General features: G+C 58.7%; 12 protein-coding genes, 5 pseudogenes and 2 other annotated features. Of the genes and pseudogenes, 9 read left to right on the forward strand and 8 right to left on the reverse strand.

The window, feature by feature from the left end:
* Window positions 1–68 precede the first annotated feature (68 nt).
* The 5 genes and pseudogenes from QFZ94_RS33165 to QFZ94_RS33185 form a co-directional block, all read right to left on the reverse strand.
* Window positions 69–1,305 (reverse strand): annotated as a pseudogene (locus tag QFZ94_RS33165) (IS3 family transposase).
* Window positions 899–1,015 (reverse strand) — a sequence feature (AL1L pseudoknot). Its footprint overlaps the pseudogene before it by 117 nt.
* 73 nt (window positions 1,306–1,378) lie before the next feature.
* Window positions 1,379–2,550 (reverse strand): IS3 family transposase gene (locus QFZ94_RS33170; RefSeq protein WP_429462181.1). Its coding sequence is split into 2 segments (ribosomal slippage): window positions 1,379–2,295 and window positions 2,295–2,550, totalling 1,173 coding nucleotides; the frame shifts between segments, so codons are not numbered across the junction.
* Window positions 2,551–2,752: 202 nt separating this feature from the next.
* The gene (locus tag QFZ94_RS33175) at window positions 2,753–3,181 is read right to left on the reverse strand and encodes a hypothetical protein (RefSeq protein ID WP_429462183.1); all 429 of its coding nucleotides are present in this window, start codon (window positions 3,179–3,181) and stop codon (window positions 2,753–2,755) included.
* A 248-nt stretch (window positions 3,182–3,429) separates the two neighbouring features.
* Window positions 3,430–4,667, reverse strand: a protein-coding gene (locus QFZ94_RS33180) for an IS3 family transposase (RefSeq protein WP_429458928.1) whose coding sequence is annotated in 2 segments (ribosomal slippage) — window positions 3,430–4,364 and window positions 4,364–4,667 — 1,239 coding nt in all. Because the reading frame shifts where the segments join, the coding sequence is not laid out codon by codon here.
* Window positions 4,261–4,377 (reverse strand) — a sequence feature (AL1L pseudoknot). (Overlaps the previous gene by 117 nt.)
* A gap of 230 nt (window positions 4,668–4,897) precedes the next feature.
* Window positions 4,898–5,591 (reverse strand): annotated as a pseudogene (locus QFZ94_RS33185) (IS6 family transposase).
* 136 nt (window positions 5,592–5,727) lie between these two features.
* Here QFZ94_RS33185 and QFZ94_RS33190 point away from each other — a divergent pair.
* The 9 genes and pseudogenes from QFZ94_RS33190 to QFZ94_RS33230 all read left to right on the forward strand — a co-directional run.
* A pseudogene (locus QFZ94_RS33190) lies at window positions 5,728–5,844 on the forward strand (IS5/IS1182 family transposase); the annotation flags it as partial.
* Between the two features lie 272 nt (window positions 5,845–6,116).
* Complete coding sequence (locus QFZ94_RS33195; RefSeq protein WP_429462185.1) at window positions 6,117–6,569, forward strand: hypothetical protein; 453 nt, start codon at window positions 6,117–6,119, stop codon at window positions 6,567–6,569.
* A 238-nt stretch (window positions 6,570–6,807) separates the two neighbouring features.
* Window positions 6,808–7,527: an IS6 family transposase gene (locus QFZ94_RS33200; RefSeq protein ID WP_429462187.1), complete on the forward strand. Its 720-nt coding sequence runs from the start codon at window positions 6,808–6,810 to the stop codon at window positions 7,525–7,527.
* Window positions 7,528–8,744: 1,217 nt separating this feature from the next.
* On the forward strand, window positions 8,745–8,942 hold the full coding sequence (locus QFZ94_RS33205; RefSeq protein ID WP_429462189.1) for a hypothetical protein: 198 nt from the start codon (window positions 8,745–8,747) through the stop codon (window positions 8,940–8,942).
* Window positions 8,943–8,951: 9 nt separating this feature from the next.
* On the forward strand, window positions 8,952–9,839 hold the full coding sequence (locus QFZ94_RS33210; RefSeq protein ID WP_429462191.1) for a caspase family protein: 888 nt from the start codon (window positions 8,952–8,954) through the stop codon (window positions 9,837–9,839).
* Between the two features lie 508 nt (window positions 9,840–10,347).
* On the forward strand, window positions 10,348–10,929 hold the full coding sequence (locus QFZ94_RS33215) for a hypothetical protein (protein WP_429462193.1): 582 nt from the start codon (window positions 10,348–10,350) through the stop codon (window positions 10,927–10,929).
* A 90-nt stretch (window positions 10,930–11,019) separates the two neighbouring features.
* Window positions 11,020–12,185, forward strand: a protein-coding gene (locus QFZ94_RS33220) for an IS3 family transposase (RefSeq protein WP_429462195.1) whose coding sequence is annotated in 2 segments (ribosomal slippage) — window positions 11,020–11,272 and window positions 11,272–12,185 — 1,167 coding nt in all. Because the reading frame shifts where the segments join, the coding sequence is not laid out codon by codon here.
* A gap of 135 nt (window positions 12,186–12,320) precedes the next feature.
* A complete protein-coding gene (locus QFZ94_RS33225; RefSeq protein ID WP_429462197.1) occupies window positions 12,321–13,112 on the forward strand; it encodes an N-acetylmuramidase domain-containing protein in 792 nt (263 codons plus the stop codon).
* Between the two features lie 85 nt (window positions 13,113–13,197).
* Window positions 13,198–13,605: pseudogene (locus tag QFZ94_RS33230) on the forward strand (IS6 family transposase); the annotation flags it as partial.
* A 107-nt stretch (window positions 13,606–13,712) separates the two neighbouring features.
* Here QFZ94_RS33230 and istB read toward each other — a convergent pair.
* The 3 genes and pseudogenes from istB to tnpC all read right to left on the reverse strand — a co-directional run.
* The gene (gene istB, locus QFZ94_RS33235) at window positions 13,713–14,501 is read right to left on the reverse strand and encodes an IS21-like element helper ATPase IstB (RefSeq protein ID WP_429462199.1); all 789 of its coding nucleotides are present in this window, start codon (window positions 14,499–14,501) and stop codon (window positions 13,713–13,715) included.
* A 6-nt stretch (window positions 14,502–14,507) separates the two neighbouring features.
* On the reverse strand, window positions 14,508–16,025 hold the full coding sequence (istA, locus tag QFZ94_RS33240; protein WP_429462201.1) for an IS21 family transposase: 1,518 nt from the start codon (window positions 16,023–16,025) through the stop codon (window positions 14,508–14,510).
* A gap of 374 nt (window positions 16,026–16,399) precedes the next feature.
* Window positions 16,400–17,161: pseudogene (gene tnpC, locus QFZ94_RS33245) on the reverse strand (IS66 family transposase); the annotation flags it as partial.
* Between the last annotated feature and the right edge of the window lie 31 nt (window positions 17,162–17,192).

The raw sequence follows: 17,192 nt of genomic DNA on the forward strand, positions 1-17,192 counted from the left end.
TCTGGGCAAAGCAAAGTACTGCCGGATCGTGAAGCGCCCCGGGTTTTCCGGAGACTGTTTTGCTTGAGTCATGCCACGGTGGCAGACCCAGCGAGATTTGCATAATAAGCGGCTTCTGCCTCGGCGGGTGGAATGTTACCGATGGGGCCGAAGAGCCGGCGATTGTTGAACCAGTCCACCCATTCGAGCGTGGCCATTTCAACGGCCTGCAGATTGCGCCACGGCCCGAGGCGGTGAATGACCTCTGCCTTGTACAAGCCATTGATCGTTTCAGCCAGCGCGTTATCGTAGGAGTCGCCCACGCTGCCCACGGATGGCTCGATGCCAGCCTCGACCAGCCGATCCGTATAGCGGATCGATACGTCTTGCACGCCGCGGTCGCTGTGATGGATCAGCCCGTCCTGCTGCGCCGGCTGTCGTTCGTACAAGGCCTGCTCCAGTGCGTCCAGAACGAAGTCCGTTCGCGCCGAGCTCGAGACGCGCCAGCCGACAATGCGCCGGGCGAACACGTCGATGATGAACGCGACATAGACGAAGCCTTGCCAGCTCGATACATACGTAAAATCTGACACCCACAGCGCATTGGGCCGTTCGGCCGTGAACTGCCGCTTCACCAGATCCTTCGGGCACGGCGTCGAACCCATCGCTCACTGTCGTGCGGACCGTCTTGCCCCGCACCACACCGCGCAGGCCCATCTGCTTCATCAGCCGCTCGACCGTGCAACGCGCCACGACAATGCCTTCGCGCTTCAATTGCTTCCAGACCTTGTCTGCGCCGTAGACCTGGATTTTCTTCCCACACACGCTGGATCTCGTCCTTGAGCATCCTGTCGCGCTGGGCCCGCAGCGGAACCAGACCCGGATTGGCGCGGCGGGCCACATGCGTGTAGTACGTCGACGGGGCGATTGGCAGCACCCTGCAGATCGGCTCGACCCCGTAGACGTGCCGGTGATCATCGATGAACGTGATCATCACTTCGGTCGGCGGTCGAGCTCCGCCTGTGCGAAATACGCTGACGCCTTGCGCAGGATTTCATTGACCTGCCGAAGCTCACGCACTTCCCGTTCCAGTTCCTTGATCCGATCCTGCTCCTGCGTGCTCGTGCCTGGGCGCAACCCCCGATTCTGCTCTTCCTTGCGTACCCAGCTACGCAGCGTCTCGCCCGAGCAACCGAACTTCGCTGCGATCGACGCGATCACCTTCCATTGCGATTCGCGATCGCCTTGATGTTCCAGTACCATTCGCACAGCCCGCTCACGAACTTCCGGCGAGTACCTCGGGGACTTCTTCTTCGTGTTTTCCATAGCTCCATTTTCTCAAGAAGTGGAGTCTCCGTGACGTTGCCCGCGAATTTCGGATCCCTTAACTGAGCGGAGATTATGCCACCCGTTGGTTGTGGGCGGCGTACCAGTCCTGCTCGAATTGCATCGGGCTGACGTAGCCCAACGTCGAGTGCAAGCGCGAATGATTGTAAAAGCTCAACCAATCGACCACTTCATCCATCGCCTCGCGACGCGTTGCAAAGCGCTGGCCGAGGATGCGCGCACGCTTGAGCGAACCCCACAGGCTCTCGGTCGGCGCGTCCCAGCAATTTCCTCGACGGCTCATCGAGCTGCGCATGCCGTAGCCCTTGAGCAGGTCCTGGAAATCATGGCTGCAATACTGGCTACCCCTGTCGCTATGGACGATCAGGCCCGCTTCCGGACGGCGACGAAACCACGCCATACGCAGCGCGTCCGACACCAGCTCCGTGCGCATGTGCGGCTGCATCGACCAGCCCACCACCTGACGGCTGAACAGGTCGAGGATGACCGTCAGATACAGCCAGCCCTCGTCGGTCCAGATATAGGTGATGCCCGTACTCCAGGCCTGGTCGGGACGTGCGGGAGAGAAGTCACGTTGCAGCAGGTCCGGTGCGACCGGCAGGCTGTGGTTGCTGTCGGTAGTGGCCTTGAAGCGGCGTTTCGTCTTTGCCTTGATGCCGTGCAGCTTCATGAGCTGCTGAACACGGTCCTTGCTGACGCGAATGCCTTGAGCAAGCAGCTTCTTCCACACGCGCGGCCAGCCGTACTCGCCTTTGGATTTCGCGTGCACGGCTTTGATGTGGACCAGCAGGGCATCGTTGCTGATGCGTCGCCGAGGACGGTCCGTATCGACGTCCCGGGCCTTGCGGGCGTGGTAACCGCTGGGGCTGACACCCAGCACCTGGCAGGTCAGGGAAACCGGCCATTGTCGGCTGTGAAGCTCAATCCAGGCGTACTTCAATCCGACACCTTTGCGAAGTACGCCGTGGCTTTTTCCAATATGTCACGCTCCATCTTCACGCGTGCCAACTCCGCGCGCAGCCGGGCAATCTCCATCTGTTCCGGAGAAACCTGCTTGCCTGCGCCGTTCAGCTTGCCAGCGGCATCGGCCTTCACCCAGTTGTGCAGCGTCTTCGGGCTGATGCCCAGTATCTTCGCCACGGCCGCCATGCTCTGGCCCCCACGGACCATGCGCACGGCTTCTATCATGAATTCCTGCGTATACCGTGCTCTCGGATTACCCATCTTTCCTTCCTCCTTGCGTGAGTTTTACATACTCAGCAAGGGATCCATTTTTTGCGGGCAAGCTCACGGCTCTCCCGCCGTGCTCCGGATGTCGTTGGACAATTGTTCGGTACTGGCGAGCCACGTTCTGACGCGCGGGGCAATTCGCGCCCCAAGCTCCGTCAATACTAACGCTCCCCTTCGACAGGACCAAAGGGCATTGTCACGTTATCGAGTCCCCGTACCCATCCAAAAACAGCGCGGCAGCGTGGGCCATGGCTTGATCTTTCTTGAGTAGATCGCGCTCGAGCACCTTGATGCGGAGCCGGGTACCCTTTGCCTCACCTCGTTTGACCTGTCCAAAGGCTCGCAGCCCGTCCTGGGCAGCAATGCTCCATAAAGTGAACTCCATCAAACTCAGCTTACTTGCCTTCAACCACTCCTCCCTCTGCTTTACGTCGGGCATCTGCATCGCCCGACACACCGCCTCAAGCATTTGCTTCGGTGTTATTCCCAGCGCAGTCGCGTTCTTGGCTATCGCTTGCGCGCGCCACATCTCAAGTGTGTGCATTGGCACACCCGTTTCCATTGAAACCGTTTCCAACGTGGCATTTATCGGCGGTATCAAGCGGCTCGCGATCTGGTCCTTCAAGGGTTGTTTATAACGCGGCACCTTTATCTCTCATTGCCCCCACGGTTCAAATACTATCGGACCACATCCATGCCGCTGTTGTGGGGGGGGCAACCCACAGCGATTGTAAGAATGCAGCGCCGCTGATAATCAGATTGCTGTAGAACATGGTGCCCCATTGTTACAGGACTTGCCCAGAGCACAGCGAAATGATCAGTGCGGAAGCGAACTGAACCGCCCCGGGTTTCCCGGAGACTATTTTGCTTGAGTCATGCCACGGCGGCAGACCCAGCGAGATTTGCATAATAAGCGGCTTCGGCCTGCGCGGGTGGAATGTTGCCGATGGGGCCGAAGAGCCGACGATTGTTGAACCAGTCCACCCATTCGAGCGTCGCCATTTCAACGGCCTGCAGATTGCGCCACGGTCCGAGGCGATGGATGACCTCTGCCTTGTACAAGCCGTTGATCGTTTCAGCCAGTGCGTTATCGTAGGAGTCGCCCACGCTGCCCACCGACGGCTCGATGCCCGCCTCGACCAGCCGATCCGTATAGCGGATCGATACGTATTGCACGCCGCGGTCGCTGTGATGGATCAGCCCGTCCTGCTGCGCCGGCTGTCGTTCGTACAAGGCCTGCTCCAGTGCGTCCAGAACGAAGTCCGTGCGCGCCGAGCTCGACACGCGCCAGCCGACAATGCGTCGGGCGAACACGTCGATGATGAACGCGACATAGACGAAGCCCTGCCAGCTCGATACATAGGTAAAATCTGAAACCCACAGCGCATTGGGCCGTTCGGCCGTGAATTGCCGCTTCACCAGATCCTTCGGGCACGGCGTCGAACCATCGCTCACTGTCGTACGTACCGTCTTGCCCCGCACCACGCCGCGCAGGCCCATCTGCTTCATCAGCCGCTCGACCGTGCAGCGCGCCACGACAATGCCTTCGCGCTTCAATTGCGTCCAGACCTTGTCTGCGCCATAGACCTGGAAGTTTTCTTCCCACGCGCGCCGGATCTCATCCTTGAGCATCCTGTCACGCTGGGCCCGCGGCGGCACCAGGTCAGGATTGGCGCGGCGAGCCACATGGGTGTAGTACGTCGACGGTGCGATTGGCAGCACCCTGCAGATCGGCTCGACCCCGTAGACGTGCCGGTGATCATCGATGAACGTGATCATCACTTCGGTCGGCGGTCGAGCTCCGCCTGTGCGAAATACGCTGACGCCTTGCGCAGGATTTCATTGACCTGCCGAAGCTCACGTACTTCCCGCTCCAGTTCCTTGAGCCGATCCTGCTCCTGCGTACTCGTGCCCGGGCGCAAACCCCGATCCCGCTCCTCCTTGCGCACCCAGCTACGCAGCGTCTCGCCCGAGCAGCCAAACTTCGCCGCAATCGACGCGATCACTTTCCATTGCGATTCCCGGTCGCCTTGATGTTCCAGCACCATTCGCACAGCCCGCTCACGCACTTCCGGCGAGTATCTTGGGGATTTCTTCTTCGTGTTTTCCATAGCTCCATTTTCTCAAGAAGTGGAGTCTCCGGAAAACCCGGGGCGGTTCAAACTGCTGTCCGCACCTGTTTCCTCGCTTCGAGACGGCTGTATTACGCGAGCCGATCCTTGCTTGACACAGGGGCCTTAATGCGCCGACTGAAAGACTATGGGGTCCGTTGAAGGTCTCACGACGGCACTGTCACGTTAAATTGCTCGCGACGTAAAACAGTGGGGGGCAACGCGCTTGCTCAGAAAACGGGCGGAACTTGGGTGATCTCTGTGAAGCGATGCCAGTCGGCGAAGCGTGTAGCAAGCTGTTTGCGATAGAGCGAGGCGCGTAGCAGGTGTCGCTTCAGCGCGAAGTGCTGCCGGATCGGACCGAAGCTCGATAGGAAAGCCTGCGTGCGCTCTGGACTGGTGACTGTTTTCGGCCCGGTTATTGACCCGCGCGCTGGCTTTGACAAAGATGTGCTTGACGCAAGCCAGTGCGGGAATCTCGGCTTTCGCCGCCCGATAGCTGCGCAGCTGGTCAGTAACGATCTTGCGCGGTACCTCAGAGCACGCGGCAAGCACGCGCCTGAAAAACCGCTTCGCTGCTGCCTTGTCGCGGTGCTTCTGTAGCAGGATATCGAGTCCAGCACCGTGTTGATCGACGGCGCGCCACAACTGGTAAGGCTCACCGCGCAACGTCACAAATACTTCGTCAAGGTGCCATGTGGTGCCGGGCTTGCGACGCGACGCTTTCACACGGTGTGCGAAGCACGCGCCAAACTTATCGCACCAGCGTCGTACCGTTTCGTAGCTGACGATAACCCCGCGCTCGAACAGCAGCTCTTCGATATCGCGCAGGCTGAGCTGGAACCTGAAATGCCAACGCACCGCGCAACTGATGACCGATGCAGGAAAGCGATGACCGTGGTACAGCGATTTTGCATTTTTCATCATGCGATCTTACCCGACCATCTCGATAACGTGACAATGCCCCTTCACAGAGATCACCCAAGTTCCGCCCGTTTTCTGAGCAAGCGCGTTGCCCCCCACTGTTTTACGTCGCGAGCAATTTAACGTGACAGTGCCTTTCCGTCGTCTACGTATTCGCTTCGAACGTCGCGCTGACATTCACGAAGCGTTCCTCAAACTTGGCTGTTGCCTGATCTGCTGGAACACTCTTCAACGCGTTCAGCAGTCTTTATGAAACCGTCTCTTAGGCCCCTGTGTCAAGTAAGGATCGGCTCGCGTAATACAGCCGTCTCGAAGCGAGGAAACAGGTGCGGACAGCAGTTCGCTTCCGCACTGATCATTTCGCTGTGCTCTGGGCAAGTCCTGTAACAATGGGGCACCATGTTCTACAGCAATCTGGTTATCAGCGGCGCTGCATTCTTACAATCGCTGTGGGTTGCCCCCCCACAACAGCGGCATGGATGTGGTCCGATAGTATTTGAACCGTGGGGGCAATGAGAGATAAAGGTGCCGACTCTTAATCAAGACGAAAAGGACCGGATAACAAACGAAATATTGTCGTCGATTAAACCGTTGGATGTGGTTTCAATGGAAACGGGTGTGCCATTGCGCACACTTGAGATGTGGCGCGCGCAAGCGATGGCCAAGAGCGCGCGTGCGCTGGGATGGACACCGCGGAAAATGCTTGAGGTGCTGTCTGGGGCGATAAATTGCGGCGACAACATAAAGGGCAGGAACGAGTGGTTGAGGGAAAAAAAGGTGAGTTTGATGGAGTTCAATTTATGGAGCATTGCTGCCGAGGACGCGCTGCGAGCCTTTGGACAGGTCAAACTAGGTGGGGCAAAGGCTACTCGGCTTCGCATCAGCGCGCTCGAGCGCGATCTACGGAAAAAAGATAAAGCCATGGCCAACGCTGCCGCGCAGTTTTGGAATGGATACGGGGACACTGATCAGCGGTAAGCGGCAGCTTTAGCACACCGAACGGAGAATGGTGCAACTGAGGGGCGCGCATAGGGGCACGGCCGAGGCGCGCTGGATGGGTCAGCCGTCCTGTGCCCTGGCCTGTTGCTGCCGCGCATAGTTGAATGGCAGCAGGTCCGTCACATCCGCGTCGGGCAGCCGTTGCGGCAGCTCCTTGAGCACGTGCAACGGCATTGTCACGTTATCGAGATGGTCGGGTAAGATCGCATGATGAAAAATGCAAAATCGCTGTCATCGCTTTCCCGCATCGGTCATCAGTTGCGCGGTGCGTTGGCATTTCAGGTTCCAGCTCAGCCTGCGCGATATCGAAGAGCTGCTGTTCGAGCGCGGGGTTATCGTCAGCTACGAAACGGTACGACGCTGGTGCGATAAGTTCGGCGCGTGCTTCGCACACCGTGTGAAAGCGTGGCGTCGCAAGCCCGGCACCACATGGCACCTTGACGAAGTATTTGTGACGTTGCGCGGTGAGCCTTACCTGTTGTGGCGCGCCGTCGATCAACACGGTGCCGAACTCGATATCCTGCTACAGAAGCACCGCGACAAGGCAGCAGCGAAGCGGTTTTTCGAGCGCGTGCTTGCCGCGTGCTCTGAGGTACCGCGCAAGATCGTTACTGGCCAGTTGCGCAGCTATCGGGCGGCGAAAGCCGAGATTCCCGCACTGGCTTGCGTCAAGCACATCTTTGTCAAAGCCAGCGCGCGGGTCAATAACCGGGCCGAAAACAGTCATCAGCCGACCCGCGAACGCGAGCGACGCATGCGTGGCTTTCGCGATCCAGAGCGCACGCAGGCTTTCCTATCGAGCTTCGGTCCGATCCGGCAGCACTTCGCGCTGAAGCGACACCTGCTACGCGCCTCGCTCTATCGCAAACAGCTTGCTACACGCTTCGCCGCCTGGCATCGCTTCACAGAGATCACCCAAGTTCCGCCCGTTTTCTGAGCAAGCGCGTTGCCCCCCACTGTTTTACGTCGCGAGCAATTTAACGCGACAGTGCCGATGAAAGCGTCGACTGGCTTGGCTTTTACAATGCCCGAGACTGCATTCGAAATTGAACTGCGTCATCCGGATGCCGTTCAAAAAAAAATTTGACTCGCCGCTCACGGAGGGCCAGCGGCCAGAGGTCAGCTATGGAGTCCGTGAAACAGGGCAAGGTCACATCGTGGCGCGGGAACTCCCAGACAACGCCGGATAGATTTCAGCAAGCCATCCACTACATCAAGGGGACGGTTGCAAAGCGGGGGCAATAGGTTTGCTAGAAGTGGGGCATGTCGCTGCCAAATGATGGCGCGTCGATATTCGTCAAGCGCAAATTTATTTCGCTGCCCTCTGGGCGAGTCCTGCAGTAGTGAGGCAGCATGTTGTTCAACAAACCGGTTGACACCGGGTCTGCACACAGTCGCTGTGACTTGCCCCTCACCAAAGCAGCGTAGATGTGTGCTGCTCGTACCGATACAAAGGATACCCGGGAGCGCATAAAACGACTTGAGCCCAGCTACACAGAAGAAGCGACCCTGGCTTCAGCCGCCGCGCTATTGATTGATGATGACTAGGACGAGAACGCATGAACGGCTGGGAAGAATGCCAACAATGGCCCGCCATATCGAAACTGCTCGCGCGCCGATGCACGGCTGCCCGTGCGCTGCAAGGCAGCAGCGGCAACCATGTGCAGGCTGGGATGCAGGAAGGCCCGCGAGAGTGTGACTGTCTGCGGCGTCCACCACGGAGACGAGCGCGCCATGCCGGCGAATCTGTTAGGCATCGCGGAGCGCGAACGCATGCTAGACCATCGCAAACGAGTCGCGTTCCGGTAAGCTGCCGCAGCCGCGCTTCGTCCCCATCCGGGTCAAGATGTGGGTTACCTGACCACCGAATCAAGGTTTGTCGCCCGCCCTTCCCGACCATGTGTAAGCTCGGCGTCGAGGAAACCGACATTCATCATGAGGCAGATGCCGGGACGTGCCAATCCGGCTGTGGGCGAGTTCGTGTCACCGAGGACGTCAGTGAGAAGCTGAACTATACGCCGAGAATGTTCATGGCCGAACTGCATATCCACAGAGAGTGGGCCTCCAAAGCGCGCAAGATGCTTATTCTTGCGCCGATGCCGCCGCAGGTCTCCCCCACCGCCGGCCTGCTGGCCCTTACGCAGTTCTCCAAAGATGGAAATCACCTGCAACGTTACCGGCAGGACGGAATCTGCGCTCCCCTGTCTGGCGATCTCGCGACAGACCCTCGGGGTCTGCGTACCCGCCGTGCGGTTGCAGCCGCTGGTCAATGCGCGGCAGGACATCTCGCGGCACGAAGTTCTGCATGCCGATGCGATCCCGGTACAGACGCTCGGTTCCGGCTTTCCATAGGAGGTATGCATGGCTAACCGTGCGTTAGTGGTAGGAATAAGTAACTATCCATCTCTCAATCAGTTGCCAGGCTGCGATCGAGATGCAGAAGAGTTCTCTAAGATGCTTGAGAACGGATATGGGTTCACGGAAATTCAAGTATTGAAGGATGACGGAGCCACAAAGAAGAATCTCATCGACAACGTCAATGCACTAGTGTCCAGCGTCTCACTTGGCGACCGTCTCGTCTTTTTTTTTTCGGGACATGGATACAGACTGGCAGTCGACAATACTGATAGGGAGGTACTTGTTTCTCATGACGGAGAATTCTTTTTTGACTATGAACTAGCAGAATTGACCAAGGATGTTCCGGCAGGCATGTTTACTATTGTGTTGGATTCGTGCTTCTCGGGTGGAATGTTGAAATCCTGGGTCGACCTAGAAGGCAATATGCAGACACTTCGAACCAAATGTTGGCACCCGCACGACACGGCATTCGTTCCGGCTTCGGTTGCTCACATTCCGTTCGGCCATATTACGCCGCCTACCGTTCAAGATATCGAGGATACTGCTGTCACAAACGGACTCTGTGGCAACGCGGAAGTTGGTAGTTTTGAGAAAGTCACGTTGGAAAGTTCGGATTCGAAAGCCCTCCTTATCTCGGCATGCCTGTCAGATCAACAAGCAGTGTCGTCCCTCCCGTCAACCAATGGTCTGTCAGCTTTCACTTTCTCGTTGCTCGATTCAGTCCGCTTGCTGGGCACCGATTGCACGTCTGCACAGTTGATCGAGGCGACGGGTGAGAAGCTGCGCCAGGCCGGGATCGAACAGACCCCCATCGTCAAGGAGCCGGCGGCCCCGCCTAACCTTGCAGATAGGGGCTTTCTCACTTTCAAAGTGGCAAGCACCGTGTTGTAGCACACGCTCGGTGCGTTAAAAGCAATATGGGACCTGTTGAAAAGCGGGCTTATCTTGAACAGATCACACACCGGACCGAATCATGTTCTCAACGTCAAAACCATCGATCGAGTTGTCGCCCACCGAAACTGACGCCATAGCAGCGGCGGCGATGCCGCATACCGGCTATTGGCAGTCGGCCCCAGGAGTCGCCGGTAGCAGTGCTCCCCTTTCGGGGATGCAGACCACGAACGCGGAGGATAGGTTGTCGCACACCGAAACTGACGCCATGGCAGCGGCGGCGATGCCGCATACCGGCTATTGGCGGTCGGCCCCAGGAGTCGCCGGTAGCAGTGCTCCCCTTTCGGGGATGCAGACCACGAACGCGGAGGATAGGTTGTCGCACACCGAAACTGACGCCATGGCAGCGGCGGCGATGCCGCATACCGGCTATTGGCGGTCGGCCCCAGGAGTCGCCGGTAGCAGTGCTCCCCTTTCGGGGATGCAGACCACGAACCCGGAGGATAGGTTGTCGCACACCGAAACTGACGCGATGGCAGCGGCGGCGATGCCGCATAGCGGCTATTGGCAGTCGGCCCCACAAGTCGTCGGTAGCGGCACTCCCCTCTCGGGGATGCAGGCCGTGAACGCGGAAGATCATTGGAGTCGACAGCGCTCAGCCGAACCGACGGGGTTGCCCATCGACAACGACTGGTTGCGCTTGGCGATGAGCGTGGCCATTCCCACGGTGATATCCTTACTAGACAAGGATAACCAGTTCAACCAGGCGTCGGCCACGTACAGGAAGAACAGTATCAGCGATGCAATCTCTACCGCCGGCGAGGTAGCGCATGCATTCATAGCAAGCAAGGGGTATCAAACTCCCAAAACGATATCGGTCGGCGCCAAGGGTTGGCTTTGCGATGCTTTTCATTTGGCCATTTCCGTTGCGTTGAGCTTCCTTCAAGGCAAAGGCTATCGAGCGGGCCAGATGTCACCTGCGATTGGAAAAAGCTGCCTCAGCGACGCCATCAACATTGCCTCGCAGGTTGGACTGAGCTATCTGCAAAGCAAGGGTGATCCGCCGCAGGCCATGACTTTCACGCAGTGAGTTTGTGCCGGTATCGCTTATGGCCCCTTCTCCGACACGGTGAGTCAGGGCCCGCCGTCGTCCAGTTCAGTTTCGGATAGCATGACGAACATGAAGAAGCACTTTACGGAACAGCAAATCATCGGGTTTCTGAAAGAAGCCCGAGCAGGTAAAAAGGTCAAAGATTTATGCAAAGAGCATGGTTTCAGCGACGCATCGTTCTACGCGTGGCGTGCAAAGTTCGGAGGCATGGCGATACCGGCCGCCAGTCGCCTCAAGGCGTTGCACGCCGAGAATGCTAGGCTTAATAAGTTGCTAGCCAACGCAACACTCAAAGTAGAGGCGTTGAAGGTCGCCATCAATGCAAAGCTCTGAGCCCGCAAGCCAAGCGCGAGGCAGTGCTGTCGATCCGGAAAAATGTCGACATCTCGGAGCGACACGCTTGCCGGCTTGTAGGGCTTTCTCGCAGCTCGTTGCATTACAAAGCGACTCCGGACTGCAAGAACAAGGAGCTGACGGCGCGCCTCATGGAACTGGCGCATGAGCGCTGCCGATTCGGCTACCGGCGGCTGCATGCACTGATTGAACGCGAAGGCATCCACGTCAACCATAAGCGGGTGTATCGCCTTTATCAGCAGGCTGGCTTGCCTTTGCGGCGGCGTAGGCAGCGCCGCGGCGTCATGGTTGAACGTGAGAAGCTCGCTTTGCCGAGCGGCCCCAATGAAATTTGGTCGATTGATTTTGTAATGGACACCATCTCAAATGGGCGACGTCTGAAGTGCTTGACCATCGTGGATGTTTTCACCAGAGAGGCTCTTGACATTGTCGCGGACCGCTGCATTTTGGGCTCGCATGTGGCTCGATCGTTGGACTGCGCAGCTCGTTTTAGGGGCTATCCTGGAGCGCTGAGAACGGACAACGGGCCAGAATTTACGAGCCTGGAGTTGGACCAATGGGCGTACCGAAATGGAGTTGCGTTGAAATTTATTCAGCCTGGCAAGCCAACGCAGAATGCGTACATCGAATCGTTCAACGGAAAATTTCGTGATGAATGCCTTAATTTGCACCGCTTTGTTGATCTTTCTCACGCTCGGTCGATCATCTCGGCGTGGCGTCGGCAATATAATGAGGACAGACCTCACAGCGCTCTTAATTACCTCTCGCCAGCGGAGTTCGCCACTAAGTATCGTGCAAGTGCGGACGTGCCTGCCTGTGTAGAGGAACCGTTTCTTTCAAGCGTCCTGAATATTACCGACGGACTCCCGTTTAAAGAATGAAAAGCGCGGATTGCGCATCCATTTGTGAAGGTGGCTCGCACCGTATTCGCATTAGGCCATAACCAGCCCACAGACCGGCGTGAGTATTTGCCATGCGCGACAGTGTCAGCGCTGTTTTTTGCTGAGTAACCATTTATGAAAGCGTATCGTCTCGGCGACTGTGGGTACGAGGTTGGCCTGTTGCAACGATGCCTCATGGGCTGCGGCTATCAGCTAGAGCTTACGAGCGTTTACGATGACGCGACAGCAGCGACCGTTAAGACCGTGCAGGCGAAGGTTGGCCTTGTCATCGACGGGATCGCGGGCCCGAAAACGCTCGCGGCGATCGCAAACGGCTGGCGAGACCCTAAGCACTTGCGCGATGCTGATATTGAAATGGCCGCCGAACGGCTCGCAGTGCCGGTCGCCTGTGTAAGAGCCGTCAATGAAGTGGAATCGACGGGCTCGGGTTTCCTATTTGATGGCCGGCCGAAAATCCTGTTCGAGCGTCATATCTTCTGGCAACGACTAGATTCACGCGGCATTCCCCCGGCACCGATCGCCGCCACTAATCCGAACATCTGCTCACAGATGCGCGGCGGCTATCGCGGTGGCGCGGCCGAGTATGAACGCCTAGCCGATGCCGCGCTGGTCGATGCCCGTGCCGCACACGAGTCAGCGAGTTGGGGGGCGTTTCAGGTGATGGGCTATCATTGGAAGCGTCTGGGTTATTCGGGCATTGGCGAGTTCGTCGCACGAATGGAAAGAAGCGAAGCCGATCAGTTGGACGCTTTTGTGCGATTCGTCGCAGCAGATGCCAGCTTGCTAGCTGCGCTGAAAGGTGGGAATTGGGCTGCGTTCGCGAAGGGATACAACGGGTCAAATTTCACACGTAACTTATATGACGCGAGGCTGACACTGGCGTATCGGCGATACGCCGGCCAGTAAAGGTGGGCCAGCCGGAGTCTAGCAAAGTTCGTATTCGTGCGACCGGCATTGTCACGTTATCGAGATGGTCGGGTAAGATCGCATGATGAAAAATGCAAAATCGCTGTACCACGGTCATCGCTTTCCTGCATCGGTCATCAGTTGCGCGGTGCGTTGGCATTTCAGGTTCCAGCTCAGCCTGCGCGATATCGAAGAGCTGCTGTTCGAGCGCGGGGTTATCGTCAGCTACGAAACGGTACGACGCTGGTGCGATAAGTTTGGCGCGTGCTTCGCACACCGTGTGAAAGCGTCGCGTCGCAAGCCCGGCACCACATGGCACCTTGACGAAGTATTTGTGACGTTGCGCGGTGAGCCTTACCAGTTGTGGCGCGCCGTCGATCAACACGGTGCTGGACTCGATATCCTGCTACAGAAGCACCGCGACAAGGCAGCAGCGAAGCGGTTTTTCAGGCGCGTGCTTGCCGCGTGCTCTGAGGTACCGCGCAAGATCGTTGTAAGCGGTGATTTCAGCACACTGTCACGGATCGGCGTAATCGAGCCGGGGATGATCGGCGTAATGAGGCCACCTGGAATGGCCCCGAAACGCGATTTCGAAGGGACTCAAGAATGCGTTTTTTTGCCTGATTTGGCAACCGCGTTTTCGCCGTTTTCGGGCATCGGTTTCGGCTTGCGGAAGCTCTCACCCTCAATGACGACACGGTAGGCGCCATGCCGTAGCCGATCGAGCGTGGCAGCACCGAGGATGCGGTTGTCGGGGAACGCGTCTCCCCATTCGCTGAAGTCGAGATTTGACGTCAAGATCGTCGCCGCGCGCTCATACCTGGCGGCTATCAGGTCATGGAAGTCTTCGTCGTTGGGCGCACGAAGAGGTTTGAGTGCGAAGTCATCAACGATCAGCACCGGCACGCGCACAAACTGCTGGAGCTTGCGTTCATAGAGTTCGGTCGCCCTTGCTGCATGCAGCTTCTTGAGCAATTCGGTTTGCGTGATGAACAGGACATCGCGGCCCTGGCGTGCGGCGCAGTGGCCCAAGGCTTGCGCGAGATGCGACTTGCCGACGCCGGTTTGGCCGACCATCAGCACGCAGACCTTCTCGTCGCTGTAGCGGCCGGTGGCGAGATCATGGATGTGAGCGCGGTTGAGTTTGGGCACGCGGTCGAAGTCGAAGTTCTCGAGGGTCTTGCCCAGGGAGAAGCCAGCGCGGGCGAGCCGCACGCCGAGCTTCTTCTGCTCTCGCCGTGCGACCTCGTCGTGCAACAGCATGGAGAGGAAATCCGTGTAGGCAAGTTGCCCGTCGATGGCCTGACGGTTGCGTTGCTCGAGCGAGTCGAGGATGCTCGAGAGGCGCAACTGCTTGAGGATCGTGTTCAGTTCTGGACATGGATTCATGGACGTTCAATGGATCAGAAGGGAATGGAGGTCACGGCCGAAGCGGCCGCCGTTCAGGTAGGTATCGGCAGACGTCGGCGCTGGTGCTGCAGTGGGCTGGCTGTCCAGACCCTTGTCGAGGATCGTCTTGACGGTGCGGTACCTGGGGCTGGCAAACACGAGCGCACGCTCGCACGCAGCCTCCAGCCGTTGATCGCCGACCTTCTCGCGAAGCCTCACGACGCCCTGCGCGCCGCGCAGGTTGACGAGCACCTTGTCGTTGAACATCGCGAGAACGAGCGCGTGGCAGGCCGGCCCGATATCCTTTGCCCGCGCCAGGCACCACTGTGGATCGTGCTCGAGCCACGCTTGCGCTTCAGGCGGCTGGTGGTCACGCACCGTGTGGCGATCGCCGGGCGTGCGCAGCCGCGGATGGGTCGCGACGAGTTCATGGCGGTGGAACACCTGTACGACCGTGTCGGTCGCCTTCAGCCACAACTGCTTGCCGACGAGAGTGAACGGCACCGAGTACAGTGCCTTCCTGTAGACGACGTGCCCGTCGGTATGCACCTTGACCTCGCACCATACGGCCAGCACTGGCGGCACATCGGGCAGTCCGGCGAGCAGCGGCTTCTCGATGGCGAAACGTGCAAGCGGCTGCTCGCGCGTCGTGCCGTGCTCGCGCGTGCCGGCCTGCTGCATCACCCAGTCGCGCAATTGACGGTTGGCGTCGGCGAGATCGCGGAATTCGCGTAGCGGCAAGAAGGATCGTTTGATGTATTTGACTCCGGCCTCAACGACGCCCTTCTTCGCAGGATCGTGTGGAGGGCATGCATCGATCCGGAAGCCGTACCCCTCGGCCAGCGCGGCGTACGAGCGCTGTACCTCGGGATCGTACATACACGCCTTTGTAATCGCGCATTTGGCGTTGTCGATGATCACGCGCTCCACGCGGCCGCCGAACCATTCGAAGGCGCGCCGGTGGCAGGCCAGCCACGTCTCGACCGTTTGATCCAGCACGAGCTCTGCATACTGGTGCCGCAACCAGCACAGCGTCATCACGAAGAACCATGTCTTGAGCGGTACGCCGGATTCGTGTGTCAAAACGGGACCGGCACCGAAGTCGAGCTGCGCTGCGTGCGCCGGAGCGAACTCCAGGATCGTCGTTGCTCTCGCGCCGCGCTCGGCCTTCAGGTGCAGCAGCAAGCGCCGCACTGCAGAATAGCTGCCCGTATAGCCGTGATTGCGCTGAAGCGCGTTGAAGATCGTCGTGCCCTGCACGTCGGCGTTAAACCAGCCGCGGACCAGATCGCGAAACGGTTCAATCGTGGAGACGCAGCTACGCGGCAGCTTCGGATTGTGTCCGAAGATCGCTGCCAGTTCGGCGTCGTCCGGCAAGGGCCGACCGGGATCGAGCCAGCCCCGAGCGAGCGCGATTTGCCTGACGGTCTTCAGCTTCCCACGCCCCATCAGGCGCGCGCTGGCAATGTCGCGGTCGGAATCACCCTGACGCATGCGCGCCAGTACCTGTCGATACTCAAACACTTCGAACCTCCTTCGACTCATCGGCCCTCCGGGCAAAAAGCCTGAAGGTACCGGGTTGCGGAAATTCGAAATGCGTTTCGGGCTGGCACCCGACAGAACACTGAGCCTGCTACGTGGCTCGATTACGCCGATCCTGCGGTGGCTCCAATACGCCGATCATCGAGTGGCCCGATTGCGGCGATCATCCGGTGGCTCGATTACGCCGATCCCGGAATGGCTCGAATATGCCGGTCAGTGACACACACCGAATAAAGAATTGTTTGCAACTGACGGGCGAGCGTAGCCGAATCGCGATGGTCGGGGTCAACCGGCAATGTCCGCATCGGGGTGATGAGCCTGCACGTGGGCGAGCATGCCGACGCCCATTCAGTTCGTCAGCCGGTCCCTTCCTTTTCCTGCTGCTGCCGGGCGTAATTGAACGGCAGAAGGTCGGTTACATCAGCATCCGGCGCGCGCTGCGGGAGTTCGGTGAGTACGTGTAGCAGGTAGTCGTACGGCTCGACGCCGCAGGCTCTGCACGTCAACATCAGGCTGTACACTGTCGCGCTCGCTTTTGCGCCGTCAACTGTGTCGCTGAACAGCCATGACTTCCTCGAAGTGGCAAACGGCCTGATGTCTCGTTCGCAAACGTTGTTATCGATGGCGGCGCAACCATCGGTGACGTAGCGGCTCAGATATTGCCACTGGTTGCGTGTATAGGCGATTGCCTTGCCGAGCAGACTCTGGGGCAGTACCTTGGGTGCCAGCTCATCGAGCCACGCCTTGAAGGCATCGAGCACCGGCACGCTATGCTTTTGCCGCAGGCCATATGTGTAATCAGCGCGCGTCTGGCCGTCAGGCAGTTCGTCCTTGGCGAGCGCCTCGACACGGTACAGGGCCTGGAAGTATTCCAGCGCTTTCGCCACGCGAGCGTTAGGTGTCTTCTGTTTGCCGGAGTCCGTTTTTTTCTCGGCCGCCTTGTCCGCCTTGACGAACAGCCTCCGGGCGTGCGCGACGCATCCGAAGTGCGTTGCCTTTTTGAGCGTGCGCCAGGCGCTGTAGCCGTCGCTCATCAGCATGCCGCTGTAGTCGCCGAGAAACTTCTTGGGATGCTCCTGGCCGCGCCCCGGCTGGTACTCGAACAGCACAACGGGCTCGGGCACTGTCACGTTAATTTGCTCGCGACGT

The organism is Paraburkholderia sp. JPY465 (assembly GCF_050436725.1).
GTDB lineage: Bacteria > Pseudomonadota > Gammaproteobacteria > Burkholderiales > Burkholderiaceae > Paraburkholderia > Paraburkholderia youngii.

Bases quoted from the DNA above. Each gene is read 5' to 3' on its own strand.
- istB (WP_429462199.1), bottom strand. From the start codon at position 14,501: ATGAATCCATGTCCAGAACTGAACACGATCCTCAAGCAGTTGCGCCTC.
- QFZ94_RS33225 (WP_429462197.1), top strand. From the start codon at position 12,321: ATGAAAGCGTATCGTCTCGGCGACTGTGGGTACGAGGTTGGCCTGTTG.
- QFZ94_RS33200 (WP_429462187.1), top strand. From the start codon at position 6,808: ATGCAAAATCGCTGTCATCGCTTTCCCGCATCGGTCATCAGTTGCGCG.
- QFZ94_RS33210 (WP_429462191.1), top strand. From the start codon at position 8,952: ATGGCTAACCGTGCGTTAGTGGTAGGAATAAGTAACTATCCATCTCTC.
- QFZ94_RS33205 (WP_429462189.1), top strand. From the start codon at position 8,745: ATGGAAATCACCTGCAACGTTACCGGCAGGACGGAATCTGCGCTCCCC.